The 14,844-nt window shown below is 67.3% G+C and carries 10 protein-coding genes; 4 read left to right on the top strand and 6 right to left on the bottom strand.

Annotation, left to right across the window (positions count from 1 at the left end; translation table 11 throughout):
* The first annotated feature begins 337 nt into the window (after positions 1-337).
* The 4 genes from EA796_RS02300 (at position 338) to EA796_RS02285 (ending at position 7,587) form a co-directional block, all read left to right on the top strand.
* Positions 338-2,338 carry a DUF1302 domain-containing protein gene (locus EA796_RS02300; protein ID WP_122107379.1) on the top strand — a complete coding sequence of 667 codons (2,001 nt, stop codon included), beginning with the start codon at positions 338-340 and terminating at the stop codon, positions 2,336-2,338.
* 212 nt (positions 2,339-2,550) lie between these two features.
* Positions 2,551-3,921, top strand: coding sequence for a DUF1329 domain-containing protein (locus EA796_RS02295; protein WP_122107378.1), 1,371 nt, complete (start codon positions 2,551-2,553; stop codon positions 3,919-3,921).
* 198 nt (positions 3,922-4,119) lie between these two features.
* Complete coding sequence (locus EA796_RS02290) at positions 4,120-5,214, top strand: YCF48-related protein (RefSeq protein ID WP_256679065.1); 1,095 nt, start codon at positions 4,120-4,122, stop codon at positions 5,212-5,214.
* 18 nt (positions 5,215-5,232) lie between these two features.
* On the top strand, positions 5,233-7,587 hold the full coding sequence (locus EA796_RS02285) for an RND family transporter (RefSeq protein ID WP_122107376.1): 2,355 nt from the start codon (positions 5,233-5,235) through the stop codon (positions 7,585-7,587).
* 354 nt (positions 7,588-7,941) lie between these two features.
* On the opposite strand, the gene EA796_RS02280 is transcribed toward EA796_RS02285, so the two are convergent.
* Genes EA796_RS02280 through EA796_RS02255 form a run of 6 tightly spaced genes read right to left on the bottom strand, consistent with a single transcriptional unit; the run spans position 7,942 to position 14,785 of the window.
* Positions 7,942-9,582: a BatD family protein gene (locus tag EA796_RS02280; protein WP_122107375.1), complete on the bottom strand. Its 1,641-nt coding sequence runs from the start codon at positions 9,580-9,582 to the stop codon at positions 7,942-7,944.
* The gene (locus EA796_RS02275; protein WP_122107374.1) at positions 9,579-11,333 is read right to left on the bottom strand and encodes a VWA domain-containing protein; all 1,755 of its coding nucleotides are present in this window, start codon (positions 11,331-11,333) and stop codon (positions 9,579-9,581) included. The genes EA796_RS02280 and EA796_RS02275 overlap by 4 nt, the downstream gene beginning before the upstream one ends.
* Complete coding sequence (locus EA796_RS02270; RefSeq protein ID WP_122107373.1) at positions 11,330-12,334, bottom strand: VWA domain-containing protein; 1,005 nt, start codon at positions 12,332-12,334, stop codon at positions 11,330-11,332. The genes EA796_RS02275 and EA796_RS02270 overlap by 4 nt, the downstream gene beginning before the upstream one ends.
* On the bottom strand, positions 12,327-12,821 hold the full coding sequence (locus tag EA796_RS02265; RefSeq protein ID WP_122107372.1) for a DUF4381 domain-containing protein: 495 nt from the start codon (positions 12,819-12,821) through the stop codon (positions 12,327-12,329). The genes EA796_RS02270 and EA796_RS02265 overlap by 8 nt, the downstream gene beginning before the upstream one ends.
* The gene (locus EA796_RS02260) at positions 12,818-13,765 is read right to left on the bottom strand and encodes a DUF58 domain-containing protein (protein WP_122107371.1); all 948 of its coding nucleotides are present in this window, start codon (positions 13,763-13,765) and stop codon (positions 12,818-12,820) included. Before EA796_RS02260 ends, EA796_RS02265 begins: the two co-directional genes overlap by 4 nt.
* A gap of 60 nt (positions 13,766-13,825) precedes the next feature.
* Positions 13,826-14,785, bottom strand: a complete 960-nt coding sequence (locus tag EA796_RS02255; RefSeq protein ID WP_122107370.1) for a MoxR family ATPase — start codon at positions 14,783-14,785, stop codon at positions 13,826-13,828.
* Positions 14,786-14,844: the final 59 nt, after the last annotated feature.

The raw sequence follows: 14,844 nt of genomic DNA, 5'->3' as shown, positions 1-14,844 counted from the left end.
GAAAACCCACGCGAGACCTCTAGCAAGGGGCATAAAGCGTCGGATCGTAGGACAAAAGACGCCACCGGCCAGGCGAATAGCTGACAGATTGGTCAGTGAATGATCAGTCACCGAAGGAAACACCGCCGATTGTCTAACTAGCGCCTTTGCGCTGATACGCCCGTTTGAATTGGCACCATGGTTGCAGTGCAGGACGGGATTCGGCCCCACGCCGCTGTGCCAGGGGCCGCTGCAATGCATTGGCGCAAGCCAAAACAAGCCGTCGTCAGTACGGCATATCGCCGTCCCGCCTGCGGGATCGCCCAAAAGAATGATCTGTCCACGGAGTAAAGTCTCGATGGAAATTAAGTCCCGCAAGCCCGTTCTGCGATTTGCCCCGGCCACCGCCGGCTTCGCGTTCGCTGGCGTCCTGCCGTTGCTGGTTGCCGCCCAGGTTCAGGCGGTGGAGTTCAGCTTCGCCGACAATGAAATCACCGGTTCCATCGATACCACCGTGTCCTACGGCCAGCTGTGGCGCGTGCAGGGCCAGGACAAGAGCAACAACGACATCAACACCAACGACGGCAACCGCAACTTCGATACCGGCCTGGTTTCCGAAGTGTTCAAGATCACCACCGATCTGGAAGCCTCGTATCAGAACTACGGCGTGTTCGTGCGCGGCACCGCGTTCTACGACACCCAGATCATGGACAAGCGCAACGACTACTACGGCGCCAACGATCCGGCCCAGCCGAGCCAGAATTTCCCGCGCGACGACAGCTTCACCTACGAGACCCGGCACAAGGCCGGCCGCGATGCGCAGATCCTCGATGCCTATGTCTACGGCAACTGGGACGTGGGCGATATGCCGGTCTCCGGCCGTCTCGGCAAGCAGGTGTTCAACTGGGGCGAAGGTCTGTTCTACCGCGGCGGGGTGAACACCACCAACCCGGTCGACGCCGCCAAGTTCCGCCTGCCCGGTTCGGAAGTGAAGGAAGTGCTGGTGCCGGTCGAGGCGCTGAGCTTCAACCTCGGCCTGACCGACAATCTGTCGATGGAAGCCTTCTACCAGTGGAACTGGAAGGAAACCGCGGTCGACCCGGTGGGCACCTATTTCTCCGAGACCGATCTGTTCGCCGATGGCGGCAATACCGCCTACACCACGGTCGATGCACTGTCCAATCCGCTGTTCCAGACCGTTTACAACGGCGCGGTGAATGGCGGTTTCGCCGGTCTGCCGGCTAATTTCGGCGGCTTGCAGGGCACCAACTATCTGGACAGCAACGGCGTGATCAAGGTGGCCAACGTCGGCTCCGACATCAATGCCAAGAACGATGGCCAGTTCGGCGTCGCCTTCCGTTATATCGCCGAAGAGCTCAACTCCACCGAGTTCGGCTTCTACTTCGTCAACTACCACGCCAAAGAACCGACCATCTACGCCGATATCAACTCCACCTACGCCGGCCTGAATATCGATCAGCTGGCCAGCCTGGGCAGCCTGCTGGGCGTCAGCGCCACCAGCTACGACGATCTGGTCAGTCAGGCCGCCAGCAACCCGGCCGCGGCTACCGTGCTGGGCCTGGTCAACGGCGCCGCCGCCGTGGACGTGGCCAACCAGGTCAACGCCCGCCGCGAGTACGCCGAAGATATCCGCATGTACGGCATGAGCTTCAACACCACGGTCGGCGAGGCCTCGGTGTTCGGCGAGCTGTCCTACCGGCCGAACCTGCCGATCGGCATCGCCACCACCAACGACCTGCTCGGCGACCTGCTCGGCCAGGCCGCCCACCTGTCTGCCGGCCGCCCGGTGAACATCGGCGGTCAGATGGTCGATATCGACGATCAGATCCACAACTCCACCCGCGTCGAGGCCTTCAACACCTCGCTGGGCACCATCTACAACTTCGGTCCGTCGCTGGGCTTCGACTCGCTGTTCGGCGTCGCCGAGCTGGCGTCCGAGCACGTGCGCGGCGACAGCCTGCAGTACGTCGATTACCAGGGCAACGTGCGCTACTACGCCGGCCGGCCGAACAACTCCTACGTTTCTGGCTATGACCGCGACGACCAGATCAACAAGAACGCCTACGGCTACACCCTGGTCATGTCCGGCACCTGGAACGACGTCTACGCCGGCGTCAACCTGTCGCCGTTCGCCGTGTTCAAGCACGACTTCGAGGGCAACTCGCACCAGACCGGCAACTTCGTCGAAGGCCGCATGGCCTACACCGTCGGCATGCGCGCCAGCTACCTGAACAGCCTGGAAGCCGAGATCCAGTACACCGAGTTCTACGGTGCCGGGCAGAACAACGGTTCGCGCGACCGCGACAACGTCGGCGTCAACGTCAAGTACTCCTTCTAACGATCCTGTCCACGATCTGCTGCGCGTCGGCTAAACGGCGTTGAAAACGACCTCGGAATGCTCATTTACATACGTAAACTCCGCTTCCTCGGCCGTTTTCGCCACCGTTTATCTCTAGCTCGCGAGATCGTAAACAGGCTCTAAAGACCCATAACCAGAAAAACAGCCGGGCGCCGCAGGGCGTTCGGCCAGACTCTTCACGGAGAATTACCATGCTGAACAAGCACAGGCTGATGGCCGTAGCCGTTGCACTGGCGTTTTCCGCCGGCACCGCACTGGCAGCCGTTTCCCCGCAGGAAGCCGCCAAGCTCGGCGATACCCTGACCCCCTTCGGCGCCGAGAAGGCCGGCAACGCCGCCGGCACCATCCCGGCCTGGACCGGCGGCATCACCCAGGCGCCGGCCGGTTACACCCGCTCGGGCCAGCACCACGTCAATCCGTTCCCGGAAGACAAGCCGCTGTTCACCATCACCGCGGCCAACCTGAGCCAGTACGAGGCCAACCTGACCCCGGGTCAGATCGCCATGTTCAAGGCCTATCCGGAAACCTACCAGATGCCGGTGTACCAGACCCGCCGCTCCGGCTCCGCGCCGCAGTGGGTCTACGACAACAGCATCAAGAACGCCACCAGCGCCAAGCTGGCCGATGGCGGTAACGGCTTCAGCAATGCCTATGGCGGCATCCCGTTCCCGATTCCGCAGAACGGCGTCGAGGCGCTGTGGAACCACATCGCCCGCTACCGCGGCACCTACATCGTGCGCCGCGCCTCGGAAGTGGCGGTGCAGCGCAACGGCGCCTACTCGCTGGTGACCTCGCAGCAGGAGGCGATGTTCAAGTACTACATGCAGAACGGCTCCTTCGCCGATCTGAACAACATCATGTTCTACTACCTGTCGTTCACCACCAGCCCGGCGCGCCTGGCCGGTGGCGCCACCCTGGTTCACGAGACCCTGGATCAGGTCAAGGAGCCGCGTCAGGCCTGGGGCTACAACGCTGGCCAGCGTCGCGTGCGGCGTGCGCCGAACCTGGCCTACGACACCCCGATCGCTGCCGCCGACGGCCTGCGTACCGCCGACGACACCGACATGTTCAACGGTGCGCCGGATCGCTACGACTGGAAACTGGTGGGCAAGAAGGAAATCTACATCCCCTACAACAACTACCAGGTCACCAGCCCGGACGTGAAGTACAAGGATCTGCTGCAGGTCGGCCACCTCAACCCGGCGCTGACCCGCAACGAGCTGCACCGCGTCTGGGTGGTGGAAGGTACGCTGAAGTCCGGCGCCCGCCACATCTATTCCAAGCGCACCCTGTTCCTCGACGAGGACAGCTGGCAGGCCGCGGTGGTGGATCAGTACGACGGTCGCGGCGAGCTGTGGCGCGTATCCATCGCCTACCTGAAGAACTACTACGACCTGCCGACCACCTGGTCCGCGCTGGACGTGTTCCACGATCTGCAGGCGCGTCGCTACCACGTGCAGAACCTGGACAACGAAGAGAACAACACCATCGACTTCAGCCAGGCGATTCCGGACGACGGTTATTTCAAGCCGGCCGCCCTGCGTCGTCGCGGCACCCGCTAATAGTCGTGTAGTCTCACGCGAAGGCCGCTACAGTAGTAGCGGCCTTTTCGTATCAGCTCGGCGAATGGGCCGTGCTCAAGCGGCTGCGGCCTTAACAAAACATAACGTCGCGCCGATTGTCAGGGCTTTCCGAAGCTCGCTAGGATGAGCGGCCTGCTAATCAGGCAGTACCGCCTATAACAATAAGGGGGAAGGTATATGAGTGAGCCCGTCATGCGGCGCACCCAGTCCGGTCTGGCGTCCATCCTGGCGCGCAAACCGGCGCTCCGTGTCCATTCGCCGCTGGCCAAAGCGCTCTCGCTGTGCAGTGTGCTGTCCGTGTTGAGCTTCGCCGCCGCGCCGCTGCAGGCCGAAACCTCGGCTGCCGCAGAGGCCGGCTATGCCATCGAGTCGCCCCAGGCGGTGCACAGCCTGCTGCTCGATGTGGTCAACACCGGCAAGCGCCTGGTCGCCGTCGGCGACCGCGGCCATATCCTTTATTCCGACGACCAGGGACAGAGCTGGACGCAGGCCAAGGTGCCCAGCCGGCAGATGCTCACCTCGCTGTTCTTCGTCGATGCGCAGCATGGCTGGGCTGTCGGCCACGACGCGCAGATCCTCGCCACCAGTGACGGCGGCCTGAGCTGGACCAAGCAGTTCGAAGACCTCGAGCGCGAAGCGCCGCTGCTGGACATCTGGTTCAAGGACCTGCAAACCGGCTACGCCATCGGCGCCTACGGCGCGCTGCTGGAAACCAGCGACGGCGGGCAGAACTGGGAAGACGTCAGCGACCGCCTCGACAACGAAGATGCCTATCACCTCAATGCCATCACCTCGGTGAAGGATGCGGGGCTGTTCGTCGTCGGCGAACTCGGTCAGATGTTCCGTTCCGCCGATTGGGGACAGACCTGGGAACGCATCGAGGAGCAGCCCTACGATGGCTCGCTGTTCGGCGTGCTCGGCACCGACCAGGCCGGCACCCTGCTGGCCTACGGCCTGCGCGGCCACCTGTTCCGCTCCACCGATTTCGGCGACAGCTGGCAGCAGATCGTCATCAACACGCCGAACAACGGCCCGCTGGAGTTCGGCCTGGCCGATGGCACCCTGCTGGCCGACGGCAGCATCGCCGTGGTCGGCCATGGCGGCACCGTGCTGCGCAGCACCGACCATGGGCAGAGTTTCAGCCTGATCAACCGTCCCGACCGCATCTCGCTGGCCGGGGTAACTGCACTGGATAACGGCAACCTGATCCTGGTGGGGCAGGGCGGCGTTCACCTCGCCGCCGCGACCGGCGCCGATCTGGGCCAACAATAACAAGCCGGGAGCCTTTGCATGACCAAGCATCAACAAACGCCTGCCTCTTTCCTCGAGCGGCTGATTTTCAACAATCGCCCGGCGGTGATCCTGATCTGCCTGCTGATCAGCCTGTTCCTGTTCTACCAGGCCGCCCAGGTACGCCCGCAGACCAGCTTCGAGAAGATGATTCCGCTGGGTCACCCCTATATCCAGAAGATGCTCGAGCACCGTAACGACCTGGCCAACCTGGGCAATACGGTGCGCATCTCGGTGGAAGCCACCGAGGGCGACATCTTCAGCAAGGAATACATGGAGACCCTGCGGCAGATCCACGACGAGGTGTTCTACATCCCCGGCGTCGATCGTTCCGGCCTCAAGTCGCTGTGGAGCCCCAGCGTGCGCTGGACCGAAGTGACCGAGGAAGGCTTCGCCGGCGGCGAGGTGATTCCGCAGACCTACGACGGTTCCGTGGAAAGCCTGGAGGACCTGCGCAGCAACATCCTCAAGTCCGGACAGATCGGCCGCCTGGTGGCGAACAACTTCAAGTCGAGCATCATCGACGTGCCGCTGCTGGAGTCCTACCCGGACCCCAACGACCAGAGCAAGCTGGTGTCCTTGGACTACCAGAAGTTCTCCCACGAGCTGGAAGAGAAGATTCGCGAGAAATACCAGGCGCAGAACCCCGACGTTAAGGTGCACATCATCGGCTTCGCCAAGAAGGTCGGCGACCTGATCGACGGCCTGTTCGGCGTGGCGCTGTTCTTCGCCGTGGCGATCGGCATCACCTTCGTCCTGCTGCTGTGGTTCACCCACTGCTTCAAGAGCACCCTGGCGGTGGTCATCACCACGCTGATCGCGGTGGTCTGGCAGCTCGGCCTGTTGCATACCCTGGGCTTCGGTCTCGACCCCTATTCGATGCTGGTGCCGTTCCTGGTATTCGCCATCGGCATCTCCCACGGGGTGCAGAAGATCAATGGCATCGCCATGGCCTCGGGTGAGGCGACCGACGCCCTGTCCGCCGCGCGCATGGCCTTCCGTCAGCTGTTCATCCCCGGCCTGGTGGCGCTGCTGTCCGACGCCGTGGGCTTCGTCACTCTGCTGCTGATCGACATCGGCGTGATCCGCGAACTGGCCATCGGTGCCTCGATGGGCGTGGCGGTGATCATCCTGACCAACCTGATCCTGCTGCCGGTAATGATTTCCTACATCGGCATCAGCAAGAAGGCGGTGAAGATCAGCCGCGAAGAGGCAGCCAAGGACCATCCGCTGTGGCGTGCCATCTCCAACTTCGCCCACCCGATGGTGGCGCCGATCTCCGTGGTGGTCGCCGTGGTGGCCCTGGCCGGCGGCGTCTGGTACGGGCAGAACCTGAAGATCGGCGACCTCGACCAGGGCGCCCCGGAACTGCATCCAGACTCGCGCTACAACCTGGACAACGACTTCGTCATCCGCAACTACTCGACCAGCTCCGACGTGCTGGTGGTGATGATCAAGACTGCCACCGAAGGCTGCTCCACCTATCCGGCCCTGGCCGCCATGGACGAGCTGATGTGGCAGATGGAGAACACCCAGGGCGTGCAATCGGCCATCTCCATGGTCACCGTGTCCAAGCAGGTGATCAAGGGCATGAACGAGGGCAACCTGAAATGGGAAACCCTGTCGCGCAACCAGGACGTGCTGAACAACTCCATCGCTCGTGCCGAAGGCCTGTACAACGCCGATTGCTCGGTGGCGCCGGTGCTGGTGTTCCTCGAGGACCACAAGGCCGAGACCCTGTCGCGTGCCGTGGCCGCCGCCGAGGCGTTCGCTAAGCAGCACAGCAGCGACGAGCTGCAGGTGGTGCTGGCGGCCGGTAACGCCGGTATCGAGGCGGCCACCAACGAGGTGATCGCCGCGTCCGAGACCACCATGCTGATCGCGGTCTACGCGGCGGTGAGCATCATGTGCCTGCTGACCTTTCGTTCGCTGGCCGCGACCCTGTGCGTGATCCTGCCGCTGGTGCTGACCTCGATCCTCGGCAACGCCCTGATGGCCTACATGGGCATCGGCGTCAAGGTCGCCACCCTGCCGGTGATCGCCCTCGGTGTGGGCATCGGCGTGGACTACGGCATCTACATCTACAGCCGCATGGAGACCTACCTGCGTCAGGGCCTGTCGCTGCAGGACGCCTACTACGAGACCCTCAAGTCCACCGGCAAGGCGGTGCTGTTCACCGGCGTGTGCCTGGCCATCGGCGTGGCGACCTGGATCTTCTCGGCGATCAAGTTCCAGGCCGACATGGGCCTGATGCTGACCTTCATGTTCCTCTGGAACATGATCGGCGCGATCTGGCTGCTGCCGGCCCTGGCCCGCTTCCTGATCAACCCGGAGAAGCTGCGCGCCAAGGGCTGATGCCTGACCTGCAGCAAAAGAACCGCGGCCCTTGGGCCGCGGTTTTTTTATGGCGCTGGGGTGCGCCGCGCCGCAGGGCGGATAGGCCGCCAGGCTCGTCCGTCAACCGGGGGGCGCTGGCGAAGGCACGCGCTGGCGCCGGTAGCCCGGATGAAATCCGGGGCCTTCGCCGGCAGCCGGTTCCGATGGATACGGGGGGGACGTCCTGCGTTGGCGAACTACCGACAACGGCTGCCGATCAAGGGTGGACGGCTACAGCGGATAAATGCCCGATAGCCGGTGCGCGCGGCGCACCCTACCCAAGCCTGCCTGCGATCGACCCTGGCGGCGCCGTGCGCACCCGCAATATCGCCGTCAGCGTGGGTAGAGCGGCGGCAGCGCGCTGCTTTCCTGCGTGGCGGTGCTCGGTTGCTGGGCGGCCGGCAGGTTGCGGATCGCTTTCCACAATTCCTCGCCCTGCCACTGCTGGCCGGTCTCGCTGTACAGCGCGCCGTTGAGGCCGTCGAGGGCGTCGGACAGCGGCACGTAGCGCGCCGCCATGTCGGCCAGGGTTTCCGGCTGCTGGCGCGCCCAGGCGTCGAGGGCGTGGCGGGTGGTCTGGGCATCGCCGACCAGGCAGGCGCGCTTGAGGTCGTCGAGCAGGGTGCGCGGGCTCGGGCCGCTTTGCGCGGCGCGTTGGATCGCCGGCTGGCGCCGGGCGTGCCACCACAGGCCGAAACCGAGCAGGCTGGTGCCGGCGAGCAGGGCGCAGGCCAGCTGCCAGGGCCACAACGGCGGGCCTTCGAGCACCTGCGTGGTCACCACGCTAGGGCTGGCCGGCTCGTCGCTGTGCAACTGCGGGTTTTCCGCCACCTGCAGGGTGCGCGCGGGCAGGGCGGTGCGTTCCAGGCTGTCGGTCTGGGTGTTCCACCACAGCACCTCCAGCGCCGGCAGCTCGAAGCTGCCGCTGCGGCTCGGCACCAGCGCCTCGCGGTCTTCGCGGCTGCCGATGATGCCGGTTTCGCTGCGCTGGTCGCTGAGCTGCGGCTGATCCGGATAACGGCGCAGGCCGTCGACCTGGGTGGCGGGCAGTGGCGGCAGCTGGGCGCTGGACAGGCCATCGACCTTGAGGATCAGGCGGCGGGTCAGCGACTCGCCGACCCGGCTCTGTCCCGGCTGCGGGTTCCAGGTTTCCGCCAGGCCCAGGGCGCGTGCCGGCAGCCAGGGGGCGTCGGCCGGGTACTCGGCCGGCTTGGCTTTGACCTGCAGCGGGATGTCCGGCGATTTGACCCGCGACACCTTGCCGGCGCGCGGGCCGAAGGGCAGGAAGTCGTCGCCGCGCGAGCGGTCGACCAGGGTGGCGCTGAACACCTGACCGGGGATGCTCAGCTCGCCGCTGCGCTGCGGGTAGATGGCGTACTGCAGCTCGATCACGCCGTGGCGCACGCCGCCGATGGTCTTCTCGTAGGTGCGCGGCTCGCCCAGTTGCTCGATGCGTGCATCCTGCATCTGCAGCGGGGTCAGGCTGCTGTCGTCGTACATCGACACCGAGTGGTAGATGCGCAGGGTCAGCACGGCCTGGGCCTGCACGTAGACGCTGTCCTGATCCAGGCTGGCGTCGATGAACACCGGCGCCAGCTTCTCGCCGTTGCCCGGCTCGCCGGTCGCCTGCACCTGCAGGGTGATGGGCAGGGTTTCGGCATCTTCCAGGCGGATCGGCGGGATCACCACCTCGCCGCTGTGTTTGGGTTGCAGGGTGAGGATCCAGCGCGTGGCGGCGCGCGGCGTGTCGCCGAGGTTGCTCAGGCGGTTGACCTGGCGGCTGCCGAGGATTTCGAAGTGCTCGTCCAGCGGACTCAGGTCCGGCCGGCCGAAACGGGTCGGGTCGGTGGACTCGAGGGTCAGCACCACGGTCTCGCCTTCGTTCAGGCGGGTGCGGTCGACGCTGGCGAAGAAGGCCTCGGCGCTGGCCTGGCCGGCCAGCAGGAGAAGGAGCAGCGTGGCTAGACGCTTCATCGGGAGGGTTCCTGACGCTGTTGCTGTTCGTACCAGAATTTTCGCCGCAACAGCTCGGCCGGGTCGTCCGGAATCTGTCGCAGCCATTGTTCCAGCGCTTGCTGGCGCTCGTCGGCCGAGCCCAGCTGTTCTTCCGCCAGCGGGCCTTCGGCGGTGCCGGTATCCGCCGCTGCTTCGTCGCCCGGCGCTGTCGAGGCGGCGTTGTCGTCACTCTCGCCCGGCTGCGGCTCGCCGTTGTCGCCCGCTTCGTCCGGGCGGTTCGCTTGCGCCGGTTGGCTCGGCGGCGGCTCGGCAGCCTGGCCGGCCGGGGCCTCGTTGGGCTCGCCGCTGTCCGCCTCCTGGCTCGGCGGTGGCGCTTGCGCGTTGTCGCCGGACTGCTGCTGCGCTTGGCGCTGGCGCAGCGCCTCCTCGACCAGGGCCTTGTTGTGCTGCGCCGCGCTCAGCTCGGGCTGGCGCTCCAGCGCCTGCTCGTAGGCGTCCAGCGCCGCCTCCAGTTCGCCGCCCTTGGCCAGGGCGTTGCCACGGTTGTAGTGGTCGGCGGCGCCGTCGCCCTGGGCGAAGCGCTCGGCGGCGGCGGCGTAGTCGCCGGCCTCGTACAGCGCCTTGCCCTGCCACTGCGGATCGGCGAAGCGCTGCGCCGCCTCGGCCGGGCGCTGCGCCTGGAGCAGGCGCTGGCCCTGCTGGTCCGGGCGCAGCCACAGGTCGTCGAACGTCACGGCCTGGCTGGTCTGCGGCGGCAGCATCAGCAGCAGGGGCAGACAGAACAGCCAGCCGCGCCGCCCGGCGCAGGCGGCCAGGAGCAGCAGCGGCAGCAGCAGCCAGTAGCCCTGGTCGATCCGCGCCTCGAGCTGGGTCGGCTCGCCGGCGGCACGCAGCGCCTGCGGGCCATCGAGCAGGCCGAGGCGGCGCAGGTCGTCGTCGTCGAGGCGGGCCTGGGCGTAGCGGCCGCCGTGGGCCTCGGCGACCTCGCGCAGGCCGGGCGTGTCCAGGCGCGGGATGAGGATGGCGCCGCGCTCGTCCTTGAGGAAGCTGCCGTCCTCCTGCACCACCGGCGCGCCTTCGCGGCTGCCGATGCCGAGGATCAGCAGCGGCGTGGCACGGCGTTCCAGCGCCTGGCGGATGCCGCTGCGTTCCTCCTCGTCGAGGGCGCTGGTGATCAGCAGCAGGCGGCCCTGGCCCAGTTGCGCCTGCTCGAGCAACTGCAGGCCGCGCGCCACGGCCAGATCGGCGCGCCGACCCGGTTCGGGCATCAGCGAGGGCTTCAGCGCTTCGAGCAGGTTGCGGCTGGTGGCCAGGTCGTCGGACAGCGGCACCAGGCTGTGCGCGCTGCCGGCGTAGACGATGATCGCGGTCTGCGCGTCGCGCCGGGCTTCGAGCAGGTCGAGCAGCTTGCGCCGGGCCTGTTCCAGGCGGTTCGGCGGGCCGTCCGCGGCGAGCATCTGCGGCGTCAGTTCGATCAGCACCAGCAGCGGGTCGGCCGGTTTCTGGTTGCTCTGCTCGACGCGCTGCCAGCTCGGCCCGAGCAGCGCCAGCACGGCCAGCAGCCAGGCCAGGCCGAGGGCCAGCCAGGGCAGCCGGCTGCCACGGCCGTTGCCGCCCGCCAGCAGGGTCTGATGGAAGGCGGCCGGCAGCAGCAGTTGCCAGCGTCCGCTCTGCCGCTCGCGGTGCCACAGGCGCCACAGCAGCCAGACCAGCAGCGGCACCAGCAGCAGCCACAGCGGGCGCAGCCATTGCGGCCAGAGCAGGCTCATGCCCGCCTCCGCAAGCGTTGCGGCAGGTCCGGCCAGAGCGTGCGGCTGGCCAGCAGCAGGCTGCCGAGCAGTGTCAGGGCCAGCGGCCAGGCGTACAGCGCCCGGGCCGGGCGGGCCAGGGTGGGTTGCTGGGCGACCGGTTCGAGACGGTCCAGGGTCAGCTCGATCTGGCTCAGCTCGGCCTGGCTGCGCGCGCGGAAGTACTCGCCGCCGGTGGCGTCGGCGATGGCGCGCAGGCTGGTTTCGTCCAGGTCGAGGGTGCTGAAGCCGAGCGCACCGAGCACGCCGCTTTGCTGCGGATCGGCGCCGATGCCGATGGTGTAGATGCGCACGCCTTCCTCGGCGGCCAGTTGTGCGGCGGTCAGCGGTTCGATCTCGCCGCCGTTGTTGGCGCCATCGGTGATCAGCACCAGCACGCGGCTCTGCGCCGGGCGCTGGCGCAGGCGCTTGACGGCCAGGCCGATGGCGTCGCCGATGGCGGTGTTCTTGCCGGCGATGCCGATCAGCGCCTCGTCCAGCCAGGTGCGCACCGTGTGGCGGTCGAAGGTCAGCGGCGCCTGCAGGTAGGCCTGGCTGCCGAACAGGATCAGGCCGACCCGATCGCCGCGGCGGTCCTCGATGAAGTCGCCGAGCAGGCGCTTGACCAGTTCCAGGCGGCTGATCGGCTCGTCGTCCCAGAGCATGTCGGCGTAATCCATGGAGCCGGAGACATCCACCGCCAGCAGCAGGTCGCGGCCGCTGGCCGGCAGCGGCAGCGGCTCGCCGACCCATTGCGGGCGGGCCGCGGCGCACAGCAGCAGGAGCCAGAGCAGGGCCAGCGGCGCCTGCTGGCGCCAGCTCGGCAGGCCGGCGCGGGCGCGGCGGCCGCTGAGCGCCTGCAGCTCGTCGAGAAAGGTCACGCGCAGCGCCGCGTCGCCGCTGTCGGCGGCCGGCAGCAGCAGGCGCAGCAGCCAGGGTAGTGGGGCGAGGGCGAAGACCCAGGGCCAGGCGAACTCAAACATGCTTGCGAATCCAGGTGGCGACGGCCTGCTCGAGCTCGTCGATGGCCTTGTCGCTGAGCGTGCACTGCGGCTTGTAGGCGCCTTCGACCAGCACCATCCAGCGCGTCAGGCCGGCGGCCGGGCAGCGGTTGTCGAGGAAGGCCAGCCAGGCGCGACTGCTCAGCACGTGGCTGTGGCTGTCCGGATAGCGTTCGCGGCACAGGCGCTTGAGCAGGGCGTTGAGCTGCTGCAGCCAGGGCCCGGCCGGGGCGCCGTCGTAGGGTTTGCGCAGTTGCGCCAGCTCCGCCAGGGCGGCCTGGCGCAGCGGCTCCAGCGGTGCCTCGGCGCGCACCTGGCGGCGGCGGACGCGCCAGCGCCGCAGCAGGCGCCACAGGCCCCAGCCGGCCAGCGGCAGCAGCACGGCCAGCAGCCACCAGCCGGGTGCCGGCGGCCACCAGGGCACCGGCGGCGGGTCGATCAAGGGCTGCAGCTGGTCGAGCGGATTCATGGCGCCTTCCTCGGGCGCAGGGCGCTGAGCAGTTCCTGCAGCTGTTCGATCAGCTCGACCTGGGTACTCAGCGGCAGCAGCGGCACACCGAGCTTCTGCGCCAGGCGTTGCCAGCGCGCCTCGCGGGCCTGCGCCTGGGCGCGATAGGCCTGGCGCAGGTCGCCGTTATGGGTGTCGAGTTCCAGCAGCGCGCCGCCCTGGGTGAAGCGCAGCAGGCCGGCGGCCGGCAGGGCGTGGTCGAGCGGGTCGGACAGCGGCAGCAGCAGCAGGTCGGTGTGGCGGGCGAGCAGGGCCAGCTGCTGCTCGGCGTTGTCGTTCAGCGCGCGCTCGTCGCACAGCACTATGACCAGGCTGCCGGGGCGCAGCACCTCGCGGGCGCGGCGCAGGGCCAGGCCGAGCGTGTCGCGCGCGGCGCCGGGCGGAGCGTCGGGGCCCAGCGCCTGGTTGGCGCGGGCCAGCAGGTTGAGCAGTTGCAGCAGGCTCTGCTTGCTGCGCCGCGGCTTGACCTCGTGGTGCTCGGTGTCGGCGAACACCAGGCCGCCGATGCGGTCGTTGTGCGCCAGCGCGGCCCAGCCGACCAGCGCCGCGGCGCGGGCGGCGAGCACCGACTTGAAGCACTGCCCGGAGCCGAAGAACAGCCGCTGGCTCTGTTCGGCGAGGATGAAGATGGGCCGCTCGCGCTCCTCGTGGAACAGCTTGGTGTGCGGTTCCTGGGTGCGCGCGGTGACGCGCCAGTCGATGTTGCGCACGTCGTCGCCGGCCTGGTAGACGCGCACCTGGTCGAAGTCGACGCCGCGCCCGCGCAGCTTGGAGTGGTGCAGGCCGATCAGCGGGCTGCGCCGCGCCGGGGTGGAGAACAGCGGCACCTCATGCACGCGATGGCGCATCTCGATCAGCTCGGCGAGATCGAGGTGGATGGCATTGGCGCCGGCGGGGCTGGACATGGTCTAGGGGGCGTTCCCGGATTGCATCCGGGCTACGGCAGTGCGGCCAGGGGTGCGCATTCAGGCCACCGCCACCACGTCGAGGATGCGCTGGATCACCCGGTCCTGGTCGATGCCCGAGGCCTCGGCCTCGAACGACAGGATGATGCGGTGGCGCAGCACGTCGAACAGCATCGCCTGGATGTCCTCGGGGCTGACGAAGTCGCGTCCGGCCAGCCAGGCGTGGGCGCGTGCGCAGCGATCCAGGGCGATGGAGCCGCGCGGGCTGGCGCCGTAGGCGATCCACTCGGCCAGTTCGGGGTCGAACTTGGCCGGGGTGCGGCTGGCCATCACCAGCTGCACCAGGTATTCCTCCACCGCGTCGGCCATGTACAGGCCAAGGATTTCCTTGCGCGCGGCGAACACCGCCTGCTGGCTGAGCCGGTGCTCCGGCTTGGTCTCGCCGTGCAGCGCCTCGCCGCGCGCCTGGGCGAGGATCTTGCGCTCCACCGCAGCGTCGGGAAAACCGATCTTCACGTGCATCAAAAAGCGGTCGAGCTGGGCTTCGGGCAGCGGGTAGGTGCCTTCCTGCTCGATGGGGTTCTGCGTCGCCATCACCAGAAACAGCGGCGACAGGTCGTAGGTCGAGCGGCCCACCGAGACCTGGCGCTCGGCCATGGCCTCGAGCAGCGCCGACTGCACCTTGGCCGGGGCGCGGTTGATCTCGTCGGCCAGCACCAGGTTGTGGAAGATCGGCCCCTGCTGGAACACGAAGCTGCCGGTCTCCGGGCGGTAGATCTCGGTGCCGGTGATATCCGCCGGCAGCAGGTCGGGGGTGAACTGGATGCGGTGGAACTCGCCCTCGATGCCTTCGGCCAGTTCCTTGATCGCCTTGGTCTTGGCCAGCCCGGGGGCGCCCTCGACCAGCAGGTGGCCGTCGGCGAGCAGGGCGATCAGCAGCCGTTCGATGAGTTTTTCCTGGCCGAGGATCTGGGTTGAAAGAAAATGTCGCAGCGCGACAAGCGCCTCACGGTGTTCCATCGTTAAGCTCATCCGGCGAGAGTGACCGGCGAGTCGAAGACTTCGCCGGGGTTCTGGGA

The organism is Pseudomonas sp. AOB-7 (genome assembly GCF_003696305.1).
In the GTDB taxonomy this organism is placed as follows: domain Bacteria; phylum Pseudomonadota; class Gammaproteobacteria; order Pseudomonadales; family Pseudomonadaceae; genus Aquipseudomonas.
This window is presented reverse-complemented; position numbering and strand designations above follow the sequence as displayed.

Coding starts and splice junctions, on each gene's coding strand:
- EA796_RS02270 (WP_122107373.1), bottom strand. CDS start 12,334: ATGTTTGAGTTCGCCTGGCCCTGGGTCTTCGCCCTCGCCCCACTACCC.
- EA796_RS02260 (WP_122107371.1), bottom strand. CDS start 13,765: ATGTCCAGCCCCGCCGGCGCCAATGCCATCCACCTCGATCTCGCCGAG.
- EA796_RS02290 (WP_256679065.1), top strand. CDS start 4,120: ATGAGTGAGCCCGTCATGCGGCGCACCCAGTCCGGTCTGGCGTCCATC.
- EA796_RS02295 (WP_122107378.1), top strand. CDS start 2,551: ATGCTGAACAAGCACAGGCTGATGGCCGTAGCCGTTGCACTGGCGTTT.
- EA796_RS02300 (WP_122107379.1), top strand. CDS start 338: ATGGAAATTAAGTCCCGCAAGCCCGTTCTGCGATTTGCCCCGGCCACC.
- EA796_RS02275 (WP_122107374.1), bottom strand. CDS start 11,333: ATGAGCCTGCTCTGGCCGCAATGGCTGCGCCCGCTGTGGCTGCTGCTG.
- EA796_RS02255 (WP_122107370.1), bottom strand. CDS start 14,785: ATGGAACACCGTGAGGCGCTTGTCGCGCTGCGACATTTTCTTTCAACC.
- EA796_RS02280 (WP_122107375.1), bottom strand. CDS start 9,582: ATGAAGCGTCTAGCCACGCTGCTCCTTCTCCTGCTGGCCGGCCAGGCC.
- EA796_RS02285 (WP_122107376.1), top strand. CDS start 5,233: ATGACCAAGCATCAACAAACGCCTGCCTCTTTCCTCGAGCGGCTGATT.
- EA796_RS02265 (WP_122107372.1), bottom strand. CDS start 12,821: ATGAATCCGCTCGACCAGCTGCAGCCCTTGATCGACCCGCCGCCGGTG.